General features: G+C 68.2%; 13 protein-coding genes. 6 read left to right on the forward strand and 7 right to left on the reverse strand.

Annotated elements, in window-relative coordinates:
• Positions 1 to 16 precede the first annotated feature (16 nt).
• Positions 17 to 940 carry an NAD(P)H-binding protein gene (locus tag ON43_RS18895; RefSeq protein ID WP_083913527.1) on the forward strand — a complete coding sequence of 308 codons (924 nt, stop codon included), beginning with the start codon at positions 17 to 19 and terminating at the stop codon, positions 938 to 940.
• Between the two features lie 134 nt (positions 941 to 1,074).
• Complete coding sequence (locus ON43_RS18900) at positions 1,075 to 2,082, forward strand: LLM class flavin-dependent oxidoreductase (protein WP_040809366.1); 1,008 nt, start codon at positions 1,075 to 1,077, stop codon at positions 2,080 to 2,082.
• A 39-nt stretch (positions 2,083 to 2,121) separates the two neighbouring features.
• Here the strand turns inward: ON43_RS18900 and ON43_RS18905 are convergent, their stop codons facing one another.
• The 4 genes from ON43_RS18905 to ON43_RS18920 all read right to left on the reverse strand — a co-directional run bounded on the left by ON43_RS18905 (position 2,122) and on the right by ON43_RS18920 (position 6,402).
• Positions 2,122 to 2,691 (reverse strand): peptide deformylase, encoded by a 570-nt coding sequence (locus tag ON43_RS18905; protein WP_040809288.1) that lies wholly within the window; start codon positions 2,689 to 2,691, stop codon positions 2,122 to 2,124.
• 43 nt (positions 2,692 to 2,734) lie between these two features.
• Positions 2,735 to 4,477: a pyruvate dehydrogenase gene (locus tag ON43_RS18910; RefSeq protein WP_040809290.1), complete on the reverse strand. Its 1,743-nt coding sequence runs from the start codon at positions 4,475 to 4,477 to the stop codon at positions 2,735 to 2,737.
• A 121-nt stretch (positions 4,478 to 4,598) separates the two neighbouring features.
• Positions 4,599 to 5,915 carry a cryptochrome/photolyase family protein gene (locus tag ON43_RS18915; RefSeq protein ID WP_040809292.1) on the reverse strand — a complete coding sequence of 439 codons (1,317 nt, stop codon included), beginning with the start codon at positions 5,913 to 5,915 and terminating at the stop codon, positions 4,599 to 4,601.
• An 82-nt stretch (positions 5,916 to 5,997) separates the two neighbouring features.
• A complete protein-coding gene (locus ON43_RS18920) occupies positions 5,998 to 6,402 on the reverse strand; it encodes a DoxX family protein (protein ID WP_051178681.1) in 405 nt (134 codons plus the stop codon).
• Positions 6,403 to 6,431: 29 nt separating this feature from the next.
• On the opposite strand from ON43_RS18920, the gene ON43_RS18925 reads away from it, so the two are divergent.
• Positions 6,432 to 7,325 carry a sigma-70 family RNA polymerase sigma factor gene (locus tag ON43_RS18925; RefSeq protein ID WP_040809294.1) on the forward strand — a complete coding sequence of 298 codons (894 nt, stop codon included), beginning with the start codon at positions 6,432 to 6,434 and terminating at the stop codon, positions 7,323 to 7,325.
• Here ON43_RS18925 and ON43_RS18930 read toward each other — a convergent pair.
• From ON43_RS18930 to ON43_RS18940, 3 genes are read right to left on the reverse strand one after another with little or no spacing between them, the layout of a single operon-like run.
• A complete protein-coding gene (locus tag ON43_RS18930; RefSeq protein WP_040809296.1) occupies positions 7,315 to 8,334 on the reverse strand; it encodes a zinc-dependent alcohol dehydrogenase in 1,020 nt (339 codons plus the stop codon). The two genes, ON43_RS18925 and ON43_RS18930, sit on opposite strands and share 11 nt — an antisense overlap.
• A 41-nt stretch (positions 8,335 to 8,375) precedes the next feature.
• Positions 8,376 to 8,969 (reverse strand): TetR/AcrR family transcriptional regulator, encoded by a 594-nt coding sequence (locus ON43_RS18935; RefSeq protein WP_051178683.1) that lies wholly within the window; start codon positions 8,967 to 8,969, stop codon positions 8,376 to 8,378.
• 59 nt (positions 8,970 to 9,028) lie between these two features.
• Positions 9,029 to 9,424, reverse strand: coding sequence for a DUF302 domain-containing protein (locus ON43_RS18940; protein ID WP_040809298.1), 396 nt, complete (start codon positions 9,422 to 9,424; stop codon positions 9,029 to 9,031).
• A gap of 159 nt (positions 9,425 to 9,583) precedes the next feature.
• Between ON43_RS18940 and mptB the strand changes: the two genes are divergently transcribed.
• The 3 genes from mptB to ON43_RS18955 are packed head-to-tail and all read left to right on the forward strand — an operon-like array spanning position 9,584 to position 12,974.
• Complete coding sequence (gene mptB, locus ON43_RS18945; RefSeq protein WP_040809299.1) at positions 9,584 to 11,266, forward strand: polyprenol phosphomannose-dependent alpha 1,6 mannosyltransferase MptB; 1,683 nt, start codon at positions 9,584 to 9,586, stop codon at positions 11,264 to 11,266.
• The gene (locus ON43_RS18950) at positions 11,263 to 12,195 is read left to right on the forward strand and encodes an ABC transporter ATP-binding protein (RefSeq protein ID WP_040809301.1); all 933 of its coding nucleotides are present in this window, start codon (positions 11,263 to 11,265) and stop codon (positions 12,193 to 12,195) included. Before mptB ends, ON43_RS18950 begins: the two co-directional genes overlap by 4 nt.
• Positions 12,192 to 12,974, forward strand: coding sequence for an ABC transporter permease (locus ON43_RS18955; RefSeq protein ID WP_040809303.1), 783 nt, complete (start codon positions 12,192 to 12,194; stop codon positions 12,972 to 12,974). The genes ON43_RS18950 and ON43_RS18955 overlap by 4 nt, the downstream gene beginning before the upstream one ends.
• Positions 12,975 to 13,046: the final 72 nt, after the last annotated feature.

Here is a 13,046-nt window from a genome sequence, read left to right on the forward strand (position 1 = left end):
TTCGCGACCTGGGACGATGCGATCGGGTGTGAGCTGGACCACGATATATCCCGGACGTTCCGGAAATTCCGCCCGCTCGGGGCGGGTTTCGAAAAACGTGAACAGGGTGCTTGTGGTGGGTGCGACGGGAAACGTCGGACGGCAGGTTGTCGCTCAACTGGCCGCGGAGGGGGTCGCGACGAGGGCGCTGGCTCGCGATCCGGGGGCCACCGAATTTCCGGAGGGGGTCGAGGTCGTCGGCGGGGATCTGGCCGAGCCGGAGTCTCTGACCGCCGCGGCGGAGGGGGTCGAGGCTGTCTTCCTGGTGTGGCCTTTCCACGGCAACGAGGGCGCGGCCGAGGCGCTGAAGGCATTGGGCACTCATGTGCAGCGCATTGTCTATCTGTCGTCCACGACGGTGAACGACGAAGGGCCGCAATCGGATCTGATACCGGAGCGGCATGCCGAGATGGAGGCTTTGCTCGAGGCGTCGGGGGTGCCGTGGACGGTGCTGCGGGCGGACACCATCGCGTCGAACGCGCTGGGCTGGGCGGGACAGATTCGCGCGGGCGATGTGGTGCGCGGGACCGAGGTCGCGCCGACGGCGGTCGTGCACGAGGGAGATATCGCGTCGGTGGCGGTTCGGCTGTTGACCGATCACTCGCATACCTGGCGCAAATACCTCGTGACCGGGCCGCGCGTCTTGAGTAGAGACGATCAGGTGCAGGCGATCGCCGAGGCGCTGGGTCGTCCACTGCGGTTCGAGGCGCTGCCGCTGGAGGTGGCACGCGAGTCGATGACGACCGCCGGACTCCCCCGGCCATTGATCGAGACGCTGCTGTCGATGGCCGAATTCCGGCCGCGCTCGGATCTCATCACGACGACGGTCGCGGACCTCACCGGGCGTCCGGCCCGCGATGTCCGGGACTGGGCAGCCGAGCATGTGGAGGATTTCCGGTAGCGGACCGGTCGCTGACGGGCGGTTTCGGCCGTCCGGGCATAAGTTCGATGCCAATCGAATTGTCATTGGGGGTGGGTGCCACAGCGCCCGCCCGCACAGACCACGACAGCCGATCCACGAAAGCCGGTGCCAGCATGCCCGTCGCACTGTCCGTTCTCGATCTCGCCGCCATCGCGCCCGGGCAGACCGCGCGCGACAGCTTCCACAACAGCGTCGCGCTGGCCCGGGCGGCGGAACGCAGTGGCTACGAGCGGGTTTGGTACGCCGAGCACCACAACATGAGCCGGATCGCGTCCAGTGCCACCAGCGTGCTGATCGGGTACGTGGCGGCCAATACCGAGTCGATCCGGCTCGGGGCGGGCGGGATCATGCTGCCCAATCACTCGCCGCTGGTGATCGCCGAGCAGTTCGGGACGCTGGAATCGCTGTTCCCGGGGCGCATCGACCTGGGGCTGGGTCGCGCGCCGGGCAGTGATCAGGAGACGATGCGGGCCTTGCGGCGCACGCCGTCGTCGTCGGATTCGTTCCCGCAGGACGTGCTCGAGCTACAGGGCTACCTGACCGGCAATTCGGTGATTCCAGGCATCAAGGCCGTGCCGCGCGCGGAAGGCGTTGTGCCGCTCTACATTCTGGGGTCGTCGCTGTTCGGCGCGCAGCTGGCCGCGCACCTGGGCCTGCCGTACGCGTTCGCCTCGCATTTCGCGCCCGATGCGCTGCACCAGGCGGTGCGCGCCTATCGGGACGGATTCCGGCCGTCGGAGCAGTTGGCCGAACCGTATGTGATCGCGGGCGTGAATGTGTTCGCGGCCGAGAGCCACGAGGCGGCCGAGGAACAGAAGACGGTCGCCTATCGGGCGCGGACACGGGCATTCATCAAGCGAGGCGCGGCGGGTCGGGACATCTCCGATGAGGAGATCGACGCCTTCCTGGCCTCACCGCAGGGTGGGCACCTGGCCAGGATGACCACCTACACCGCGGTCGGCACCTCCGCCGAAGTCGTTGCGTACCTGGAGGATTTCGCCGCCGACGTCCAGGCCGACGAACTCATCACGGCGCATCACGCCCAGAACATCGACGACCGGGTGCGCTCGGTGGAGCTGACCGGCGCGGCAATGGCCGCGGCCGAATCCCTCACGCGCTGAACGCCGATGGCGGAGACGGCCGGGTTCGCCTCGAAACTCCTAGCCGTGGAAGGGGTCCGTGTCCTGGCCCGGGAGCCAGGAGCGGCCCGGTTCGGTCCAGCCGTTGGCCTTGATCATCTTCTTGGCCGCGCGCTGGTTGCGGCCGATGAGGCGGTCTAGGTAGAGGTGGCCGCGCAGGTGGTCGGTCTCGTGCTGCAGGCAGCGGGCCAGGTAGCCGGTGCCCTCGACGGAGACGGGCTGGTTGTGGATGTCCACGCCGGTGACCTTGGCCCAGTCGGCGCGGCCGGTCGGGAACCACTCCCCCGGCACCGACAGGCAGCCTTCGGTGTCGTCGTCCGGGTCGGGCATGGTTTCGGGGATCTCGGAGGTCTCGAGCACCGGGTTGATGACGTAACCGCGCTGGCGGCCATCGGCATTCACGAGGTCGTAGATGAAAACCGCACGCGGATCACCGATCTGGTTGGCGGCCAGGCCCGCGCCCCGGGCGGCGGTGTTCGTCTCGAACAGGTCCTCGACGAAAGCGGCCAGCTCATCATCGAATTCGGTGACGGGCACGGCCGGGGTGGACAGTCGGGGGTCACCGCAGATCAGGATCGGACGAATAGCCATGCATTATTTGTCTCAGAAGGGTGCCGAGTGGTTGCCGCCGGGGTCAGGGTCGCGGGATATTGCGCAGGTTGGAGCGGGCCATGTCGATCATGCGGCCGACGCCACCGGCGAGCACGATTTTGCCCGCGGCCAGCGCGAAGCCCTTCACCTGGGCAGCATCGATCTTGGGCGGCAGGGACAAGGCGTTGGGGTCGGTGACCACGTCGACCAGCATCGGCCCGGCGGCCTCGAACGCCTTGGTCAGGGCCGCGCGCACCTCGGTGGGATCGGTGACACGGATCGACGGAATGCCCACGGCCTGTGCGATATCGGCGTAGTTCACCGGTTCCTGGTCGGTGCCGTAGTCGGGCAGGCCGTCGACCAGCATCTCGAGCTTGACCATGCCGAGGGTGGAGTTGTTGAACACCACGATCTTCACCGGCAGGCGGTGCCGCCAGACGGTGAGGAGCTCGCCCATGAGCATGGCCAGCCCGCCGTCACCGGAGATCGAGATGACTTGCCGCCCGGGGAAAGCCGTCTGCGCGCCGATGGCGTGCGGGAGCGCGTTGGCCATGGTGCCGTGCCGCCAGGAGCCGATGATGCGACGGCGGCCGTTGGGGTTGATGTAGCGGGCCGCCCAGACATTGCACATGCCGGTGTCGACGGTGAAAACCGCGTCGTCGTCGGCGATTTCGTCGATGAGCGAGGCGACGTATTCGGGGTGGATGGGTGTGTGGTGCTCGATGTCGCGGGTGTAGGCGTCGACCACATGTTCGAGGGCGGAGGCGTGGCGGCGCAGCATGTCGTCGAGGAAGGCGCGGCTCGGCTTCTGGTGCAGCAGCGGCAGTACCGCGTCGATGGTCGCGGCGACATCCCCGTTGACGGCGATATCGATGGCGGCGCGACGGCCCAGGTGCGAGGGGTCGCGGTCGATCTGCGCGATGCGGCCGTCCTGCGGGAGGAAGGTGTCGTAGGGGAAGTCGGTGCCGAGCAGGACCAGCAGATCGGCCTCGTGGCTGGCCTCGTAGGCCGCGCCGTAGCCGAGCAGACCGCTCATGCCCACGTCGTACGGGTTGTCGAACTGGATCCATTCCTTGCCGCCGAGCGCGTGCCCGATGGGCGAGTGCAGCCGGTCGGCCAGGGCCATGACCTTGTCGTGTGCGCCGCGGACGCCCGCGCCCGCGAACAGGGTGACGCTGTCGGCGTCGTTGATGGCCTCGGCGAGCCGGTCCACCTGGTCGGCGGGCGGAACCAGGGTCGCGGGTTCGGACACCAGATCCGCACTCCAGCCGCGGTTTTCGGCGTCGGCGCTGAGCACGTCACCGGGTAGCACCAGGACCGAGACGCCGTGCCGTCCCAGCGCGGTCTGCATGGCGATGTAGGTCAGCCGCGGCATCTGCTCGGGGGTGCTGATCATTTCGCAGAAGTGGCTGCACTCGACGAACAATCGCTCGGGGTGGGTTTCCTGGAAGAAGCCGGTTCCGATCTCGCGGCTCGGAATATGCGACGCGATAGCCAGCACCGAGGCACCATTGCGGTGCGCGTCGTACAGCCCCTGGATCAAATGGGTATTGCCGGGTCCGCAACTGGCCGCGCACACCGCGAGCCGTCCGGTGAGCAGCGATTCCGCGCCTGCCGCGAAGGCCGCGCTCTCCTCGTTGTGACAATGCACCCAGTCGATGCCCTCGGTCCGTCGCAGCGCGTCGGTGAAGGGATTCAGACTGTCTCCCACCAGTCCGTATACCCGTTGCACCCCGGCGGCGACCAGAGCATCGACCAACTGGCTGGCGACCGAATTCCGACCCATGACGCTCCGTTCGCAGTGCCGAGACCGACCATGACCGACCGTCGCACCGTAACCCACCCCGAGACGCGCATTGCTGAATTGTTGCCAGACCGCGACTCGGTGTCCGCTTCACATGCCGTCTTCACATGCCGTTGAACTCGACCAGCGGGGGCGGGTAGCCGGGGACGGGAGGGGTTGCGCGCCAGGGTTTGTGGATGCGGGCGCCGGGCAGGTGGGCGAGTTCGGGGATCCAGCGGCGGACGTAGTCGCCGTCCGGATCGAAGCGCTCGGCTTGGCGCAGCGGGTTGAGGACGCGATTGGGGCGGGTATCGGTGCCGGTGCCGGCGGCCCACTGCCAGTTCATCTGATTGTTCGCGATATCGCCGTCGACCAGCCAGGTCAGGAAGTGATCCGCGCCCAGCCGCCAGTCCACGCCCAGCGATTTGGTGAGGAAACTCGCGGCCAGCAGGCGGGCACGCCCGGGTATCCACCCCTGTGCCCGCAGTTGCCGCATGGCCGCGTCGATCACCGGGTAGCCGGTGCGGCCGTCGCGCCAGGCGGCGAAGGCGTGCGGGTCGGCGCGCGGCGGAGTGGGGCGCGGGCGGAAGTCGGTGTGGGCGAGTTCGGGCTTAGCGGCCAGGATCTGGTGGTGGAAGTCGCGCCAGGCCAGCTGGCGGGCGAAGGCTTCGCCGCCGGGGGTGGCCAGGTCGGTACGGCGCACCACCTCGCCCGGTGACAGGCAGCCGAAGTGCAGGTAGGGCGAGAGGCCGGAGGTCGCGCCGGCCAGGTTGTCGCTGTCGGTGTGGTAACTGGCCACGGGTCCGGAGAGCCACTCGCGCAACAGTTTTCGGCCGGTGCGCTCGCCGCCGACGGACAGCTCGGGTGAGGTCGGCTCGGTACACAGGTCGGCGTAGGCGGGCAGCGGCGTTCCCTCGATGACCGGGCCGGTGAGGCGGCGCGGGCGGGCGGCCTCCGGACGCAGCGGCGTCTCGAGCCACCGGCGGAAATACGGTGTGAAGACGGCGAAATGGGTGCGTCCGGTGGCCGGGCGCAGCTCCGCGGGGTCGACGACGGTGATCGACGCCGGGTGCACGACGAGCTCACAGCCCAATTCACGGGCCCGGGCGCGCAGTTCGCGTTCTCGAATCCGGCTGTAGCCGCTGACATCCGCGGCGATGTGCACGGTGCTCGCACCGGTTTCGGCGATCACCCGCGCGACCTCGGCCGCGACGGGCCCGCGCCGCACCACCAATGGCGCACCGAGGGAACGCAATTCGGCATCCAGATCGGCCAGCGCCGCCGTCAGGAAGCGAAGCCGATTCGGCGCGAGCGGAACTCGTTCGATGATGCCCGGATCCAGCACGAACAGCGGCACCACGGCGCTACTCGCGGCGGCCGCCAGCATCGGATTGTCGTGCACCCGCAGGTCACGGGTGAACAGGGCGATCGCCACCTGCATCGAGCACTCGCTTTCGGAGAGGGTCCAGAGCACACGCGCGGTTATTTCGGGAGGATCAGGCGGCCAATCTAGCAGTGCGACGTCAATGGGTGCGGCGATCGTCCGGGCGGGTCATCCAAGAAGCCGCGGTCAGCAGAGCGAAGACGGTGAGTATGTAGACCTCGCCGACCTTGATGCCCGTCGTCAGGTGGGAGGCGATGGCGCCGGTGTAAACGAAAAACGCTCCGGCGTAACCCCATTCCTTGACCAGGGCAAACCGCGGGACGACCAGTGCGACCGCGCCGAGCAACTTCCAAATGCCGAGGATGACCAGGAAGTAGGTCGGATACCCCAGCGGGACGATCACGTCGCGGGCCTGCGGGACCCGGGCGACGTCCCAATAGCCGCCGACCGCCAGTTCGACGACGACCAGCGCGGTGGTGATCCAGTACGTGTAGACGACCGCGCGGTCGGGAACGTTTCGTGTGAGGATGGTTTGCGTAGTCATGACACTGTGACGTTCGGCAGGCGTGAAGTATGTCCGACAATGACTCGGGCTCCCCGGCGGAGCGTTTCGAGCGGCGGCGCGGACGGCTGACCGCCATCGCCTTCCGGATGCTCGGAGCCTCGGGCGAGGCCGAGGACGCGGTGCAGGAGACGTGGATGCGGTTGAGCCGCACCGATATCGGGGAGATCCGGAATCTGGACGGGTGGCTGACCACGGCGTTGTCGCGGATCTGCCTGGACGGGCTGCGGGCTCGGCAGGTCAAGCAGGAGTATCCGCTGGGAAGCTTTGTGCCCGAGGCGCTTCCGAATGCTTCGATCGGCGGGCCCGAAGATCGGGCCGTGCTCACCGAGGATATGGAACGGGCGGTGCTGGTACTCATGCATCGGCTACACCCGGCCGAGCGGGTCGCGTTCGTGCTGCACGACATGTTCGAGGTGCCGTTCTACGAGATCGCCGAGATCCTGGACCGCTCCCCGAACGCGGCACGGCTGCTGGCCAGCAAGGCACGGCATCGGGTGGTCGGCGAGACGGACGCGCTGCGGCCGGACACCTTGCGCGAGCACCGGATCGTGCGGGCGTTCCTGGCGGCGGTGCGAGCCGCCGATATCGAGGCGGTGGTACGAGTGCTCGCGGCCGACATCACGGTGTCCGCCGATGCGGCGGCCGCGCCCGGCTCAGTGGCGATCACCGCCGAGGGCACGCGAATCGTGGCGCGACTGGCGGCCGGGTTCGCACAACGCGTCGATTTCGCGGCGGTGGTACTGGTCGACGGGCGACCGGGGGCGCTGGTGGCCCCGGCTGGACAGGCGCCCACAGTGCTGGCCTTCACCATCGAGGGCGAACAGATCACCCGCGTCGATGTCATCGCCGAGCCGGAGACCCTGGCGCGACTGGCACTGACGGTTCCCGACTTCAGCGTGTAGCAACCAGTTTGACCGGGCCGTCGAGCAGCGCGTCGATCGAGTCCTCCCAGGCCACTGTGCGCGTGGTGACCACACCCGGGTCGAAGCGACACGTCGCGACGAGGTCGAGGATCTGCGGGATGGCCGGGCGGGCGTGGGCGCGGCCGGTATGGAAAGTGCAGCAGCGCGAATACATTTCGAGCATGGGTAGGGCGACGTCCTGGCTCTGGATGCTCACGCTGGTACACACGCCGTCGTTGGCGGTGGCGCGGATCGCGGCGACCAGGGCCTTCGCGCCGCCCGCGGCCTCGACCGTGATGGGGAAGCGGCCCACTCGCTCGGTCGGCTTGCCCTCGATGGGTTCGGCGCCGAGTTTGGCCGCGATGGCGAGTCTTTCGGGGTCGGTGTCGAGGTAGACGGCGCGGGTCGAGCCGAGAGCGAGCGCCAGTCCGGCCGCGTAGAGGCCGATCGAGGTGGCCGCCGGGCCACCGAGCACAAGTACCTCCGCACCCGGGAAATCGGCCAGGTGCGGGGCCACGGTGCGGTAGGCGTCGGCGATATTGTCGCTGGCACTGGCCACGGTGGCGGGGGCGACGCCCGCGGGCAGCGGGACGAGCATGGCGTCCGCGTGCGGGACCAGCGCCAGGTCCGACCAGAGGCCGCCCCAGTGCACACCACCCATCGGGCCCAAGCCGTAGCTGGACATGAACGGGTGGCTGCGGCAGTTGCCGGTGCGGCCGCGCCGACAGGAATCGCAGGTGCCGCAAGAGATTTGGAAGGGGACGACGACTTTGTCGCCCGGCCGGACGGTCGTGACCTCGTCGCCGACGGCGAGCACCTCGGCGACGCCCTCGTGGCCGAAGGGATAGGGGCCTTGCAGGGGGAAGCGGCCCTGGATGACGGCGGGATCGATATCGCAGGTCGCCACCGCGATGGGGCGGACGAGGGCCTGGTCGGGGGCGGTGAGGGCGGGTTCGGCGGTATCTTCCCAGCGCAGGGAATTGGGTCCGTCGAGGACAAGTCGCTGCATTGATCGATCCTCGCTAGAACATTCTTTCCAGTCAACCCATCCTAGGGTGAATTCACCTCTGCGGCAGGTAATTCCGCCAGGCTCAGGCGGATCAGCTTGGCCATGGCCGCCGAAACCGTGTGCAGCGGTTCGTCGGTGCGGCGAACGCGGGCCAGAATGGTCGCGCCCTCGTAGGCCGCCACCACGGTAGTGGCCAGATCGCGGGCCTCCCCCGGTGCCATGCCCAGCTCGGTCAGCATCTCGGCGAAGCCGTGTGCCATGGCCTCGAAGGCCGAGACGCAGGCCGAACGCACCGATTCGACATCGCTGCCGCCGTCGAGGGCGGGCGTACCCACTGGACAACCATCCGTCCAGTCGGTATCTGCCAGTTTGGTGGCCATGAAATCGAACAGGGTTGCGGCCGTACCGAACACATCGCCGGGGGCCTGCCGGATCATGCGCCCCACCAGCACCCCGGTGCCGGTGATGGCCGAGACCGCGATCTCTTCCTTCCCGCCGGGAAAGTGGTGGTAGATCGACCCGTACGGCAGCCCCGCCGCCTCACTCAACTTCTTCAGCCCGAATCCGTGATAGCCGTGACGGGCGAGCAACCCGGCCGCGGCCACCTCGATTCGCCGTTTCGAATCGGACACCATTCATCCAGGGTATGAGCGGGGTACGACACGGGCAGGGCGAATCGTGTTCGGGCAGTGGATCAAACGAGCGCGGCGATGGCCGCGCGCAGCTTGGCGGCGGCGGTGTCGGCGACCTCTTTCAGCGCCGGATCGCCCGCGACCTGCACCATCAGTTCCGGATTCATGGCCTCGACGATGACGGTGCCTGCTTCCGAACGAGATTCGCGCACAACGACATTGCACGGCAGCAGCAGTCCGATCTGACGGTCCACCTCGAGCGCCGCGTGCGCGAGCGGCGGATTGCAGGCGCCCAGGATGAGATAGCCCTCCATCTCCGTGCCCAGCTTCTGTTTCAGCGTCGCGGTGACGTCGATCTCGGTGAGCACGCCGAAACCTTGGCCGGATAGCGCCGTCCGGGTGCGTTCGACGGCATCGGCGAAGTCGGTGTGCAGGGTGGTGGACAGTGCGAGTGTCATGAGTGTTCCTTTCCTCGGTCCCCGCAGCCATCAATATACCCCTGGGGGTATCGAGAAGGCCGGGAATGTCCACCGGCAACCGATCAGCACCTCCACGAACCCGCGTCACGGCCATGCGATCGGGGTCACCGGCCCGCCGCCGGACTAGGCTTCGCAGATGTGGCGGTAGTGGAAGGCGCGCGGCGCAGAGTCATCGATATCGGACGCCGGGCCCTGGGCCTGGACGTCCCCGCCGCCGATCACACCGTCGCCGTGCTGCACAGCGTGGATCACGACGTGCCGGGATTGGACCGGCGAGAAACCCTGCAGCTGATGCGAATCCGGCTGCTGGGCGCGACCGGGGCCGTCATCATGGCGATTTCGGCGCTGGGCGTGGGCGCGCAGCCGGTGCATCAGAATCCGGTGTCGGGGCAGCGGGTGCTGGGTTTCTTCGCCCGCGCGGGGACCTCGACGCTGGCAATGTGCCTGATCGGGACCGTGCTGGTGATCATGGCCTGGCTGCTGCTGGGCCGGTTCGCCGTGGGCGGGTGGGGCGGGAATCCGCGGCATCGGCTCAGCCGCTCGCAGATGGATCGGACGCTGCTGCTGTGGATTCTGCCGCTCAGCGTCGCGCCGCCGATGTTCAGCAACGACGTGTATTCGTATCTGGCACAGAGCGAGATCTCGGCGCGCGGCATGGACCCGTACACGGTCAGCCCGGTCGAGGGGCTGGGCCTGGACAACGTCCTCACCAATAACGTCCCCAATATCTGGCGGCAGACGCCCGCACCCTACGGGCCGCTGTTCCTGTGGATGGGACGCGGGATCGCCCACATCTCCGGCGACAACATCATCGCCGGGGTATGGCTGCACCGGATGCTGGTGCTGGCCGCGGTGGCATTGATCGTCTGGGCGCTGCCTCGGCTGTCGCGGCGCTGCGGCGTCGCGCCGGTCAGCGCGCTGTGGCTGGGCGCCGCCAACCCGCTGGTGCTGCTGCATCTCGTCGGCGGCGTCCACAATGACGCCATCATGCTCGGGCTATTGCTGGCGGGCATGGAGTTCTGCCTGCGCGCCATCGACGACACCCATCCGTTCGACCGCAGAGCGTGGGCGTTGCTCGTTTTCGGGGCGGTGGTGATCACCCTGTCCTCGACGGTCAAGATCACCTCGATCGTCGCGCTCGGGTTCGTCGGTATGGCCCTGGCCCGGCGGTGGGGGCGGGGGCTGGTCGGGATCCTCTACGCGGCAGGCATACTCGGGGTTATCGCGGGGGTCGTGACGGTGTTCGTCAGTACCGCCAGCGGCCTCGGATTCGGGTGGATCGACACCCTGGGCACCGGGACCACGGTCCGCAGCTACCTGTCCCTGCCGACGGCGACCGGCATCATCACCGGATTCGGCGGGGTGTTGCTGGGACTGGGCGATCACACCACCGCGCTGATCGACATCACCCGGCCCATCGCCGAAGCGGTGGCCGCGCTGGTCGTGGTGCGCATGCTCATCGCTACCTGGACCGGGCGGCTGCTGCCCGTCGGCGCGCTCGGCGTGGCGCTGGTCGCGGTGGTGATGCTGTTCCCGGTCGTGCAGCCCTGGTATCTGCTGTGGGCGATCGTGCCGCTCGCGGCATGGGCCAACCGGCCCGCGTTCCGGGTGCCCGCCGTGGTGATCTCGGTGATCGTGAGCCTGCTCGTGATGCCGCGTGGCGCGGACTTCTATGTCTTCCAGATCGTCGAATCCGCTATCGCCACGGTAATCGTGGGCCTGGCACTCATCTTCCTGACCCGAAATGTGCTGCCGTGGCGCAATCAGCCGGGGGTGTCGGCTCCGTCACAACAGCCCACGCCCTACGGTGTCTCCTCGTGACCGTTGCCTCCGGACCCGCCGTACGTGTCGACGGCGTCGTGAAACGCTACGGCGAGACCACCGCGGTGGACGGCATCAGCTTCGATATCGAACGCGCGCAGGTGCTGGCGCTGCTCGGACCCAATGGTGCGGGCAAGACCACCACCACCGAAATGTGCGAGGGTTTCGTGACTCCCGACGCCGGGAGCGTGCGGGTGCTGGGCCTGGACCCGATCGCCGATTCCGATCGGCTGCGGCCGCGCATCGGAGTGATGCTGCAGGGCGGCGGGGCGTATCCGGGGTCCAAGGCCGGTGAAATGCTCGATCTGGTGGCGTCGTATTCGGCGAATCCGCTGGATCCGGCGTGGCTGCTGGACACGCTGGGGCTGAAAGATGCTCGGCGGACGCCCTATCGGCGGCTCTCGGGTGGTCAGCAGCAGCGGCTCGCGCTGGCGTGCGCACTCGTCGGACGCCCCGAGATCGTGTTCCTCGACGAGCCGACCGCCGGATTGGACGCGCAGGCACGGCATCTGGTGTGGGAGCTCATCGACGCGCTGCGCCGCGACGGGGTCAGCGTGCTGCTCACCACGCACATGATGGACGAGGCTGAGCAGCTCGCCGACCAGCTGGTCATCATCGACCACGGGCGCGTGGTCGCGCAGGGCACGCCCGCCGAGGTCACCTCGCACGGGGCCGAGGGCCGGCTGGCCTTCACTGCGCCACCCAAACTCGATCTGACGCTGCTGGAAGCGGCTCTGCCGGAAGGGTTCTCGCCGCGCGAGACCGCGCCGGGCTCGTATCTGCTGCAGGGCGATATCACCCCGCAGGTGCTGGCCACCATGACCGCGTGGTGCGCGCGTATCGACGTGCTGCCCACCGACATTCGCATCGACCAGCGCCGGCTGGAAGACGTGTTCCTCGAACTGACCGGGCGGGAGATCCGCGGATGACCGAGACCGTGAACCGATTCGCGGCGGGCACCTTCTCCCCCGCCCCGCAGCCGACCACGCGCGCGAAGATGCTGGCGGCGCAGACGCGCATGGAGCTGATCCTGTTGCTGCGCAACGGGGAACAGCTGCTGCTGACCATGTTCATTCCGATCACACTGCTGATCGGGTTGACGCTGCTGCCGATGAGCGGGCTGGGCGAGCACCGGGTCGATCGGGTGGTGCCGGCGGTGATGATGGTGGCGATCATGTCGACCGCGTTCACCGGGCAGGCCATCGCGGTCGGGTTCGATCGGCGATACGGGGCATTGAAGCGGCTGGGCGCAACGCCCTTGCCGCGGTGGGGCATTGTCGCGGGCAAGTGCTCGGCAGTGCTGATCGTGGTGGTGCTGCAATCGATTCTGCTGGGGGCCATCGGGTTCGCGCTCGGATGGCGGCCGTCGCTGAGCGGGCTGGCGCTGGGCGCGGTGGTGATCGCGCTGGGGACCGCGACGTTCGCGGCGCTGGGGTTGCTGCTGGGCGGGACGCTCAAGGCCGAAGTGGTGCTGGCGCTGGCCAACATCCTCTGGTTCGTGATGCTGGGGACCGCGAGCCTGGTGTTCATGTCCGATGACCTGCCGCACGCGGTAAGCCTGATCGCGCGGATCATTCCGTCGGGGGCGCTGTCGGAGTGCCTGGAGCAGGCGATGCGGACCAGTATCGACTGGTACGGGATCGCGGTGCTGGCCGGATGGGGTGGACTGGCCGGATGGCTGGCGACCCGCTTCTTCAAGTTCGATTGACGCGAAAGATCCCTTGCCGCCGGGTGTTTAACGACACGTTGTAGTAGGGCGGTTGACGGGCCGAAATGCGTT

Source organism: Nocardia concava NBRC 100430, from assembly GCF_000308815.1.
Taxonomy (GTDB): domain Bacteria; phylum Actinomycetota; class Actinomycetes; order Mycobacteriales; family Mycobacteriaceae; genus Nocardia; species Nocardia concava.

What these genes read in the sequence shown, in the direction of transcription:
- ON43_RS18920 (WP_051178681.1), bottom strand. Translation starts at nt 6,402, where the DNA reads ATGACTACGCAAACCATCCTCACACGAAACGTTCCCGACCGCGCGGTC.
- ON43_RS18905 (WP_040809288.1), bottom strand. Translation starts at nt 2,691, where the DNA reads ATGGCTATTCGTCCGATCCTGATCTGCGGTGACCCCCGACTGTCCACC.
- ON43_RS18895 (WP_083913527.1), top strand. Translation starts at nt 17, where the DNA reads ATGCGATCGGGTGTGAGCTGGACCACGATATATCCCGGACGTTCCGGA.
- ON43_RS18940 (WP_040809298.1), bottom strand. Translation starts at nt 9,424, where the DNA reads ATGACACTCGCACTGTCCACCACCCTGCACACCGACTTCGCCGATGCC.
- ON43_RS18925 (WP_040809294.1), top strand. Translation starts at nt 6,432, where the DNA reads ATGTCCGACAATGACTCGGGCTCCCCGGCGGAGCGTTTCGAGCGGCGG.
- ON43_RS18915 (WP_040809292.1), bottom strand. Translation starts at nt 5,915, where the DNA reads ATGCAGGTGGCGATCGCCCTGTTCACCCGTGACCTGCGGGTGCACGAC.
- ON43_RS18910 (WP_040809290.1), bottom strand. Translation starts at nt 4,477, where the DNA reads ATGGGTCGGAATTCGGTCGCCAGCCAGTTGGTCGATGCTCTGGTCGCC.
- ON43_RS18935 (WP_051178683.1), bottom strand. Translation starts at nt 8,969, where the DNA reads ATGGTGTCCGATTCGAAACGGCGAATCGAGGTGGCCGCGGCCGGGTTG.
- ON43_RS18955 (WP_040809303.1), top strand. Translation starts at nt 12,192, where the DNA reads ATGACCGAGACCGTGAACCGATTCGCGGCGGGCACCTTCTCCCCCGCC.
- ON43_RS18900 (WP_040809366.1), top strand. Translation starts at nt 1,075, where the DNA reads ATGCCCGTCGCACTGTCCGTTCTCGATCTCGCCGCCATCGCGCCCGGG.
- ON43_RS18930 (WP_040809296.1), bottom strand. Translation starts at nt 8,334, where the DNA reads ATGCAGCGACTTGTCCTCGACGGACCCAATTCCCTGCGCTGGGAAGAT.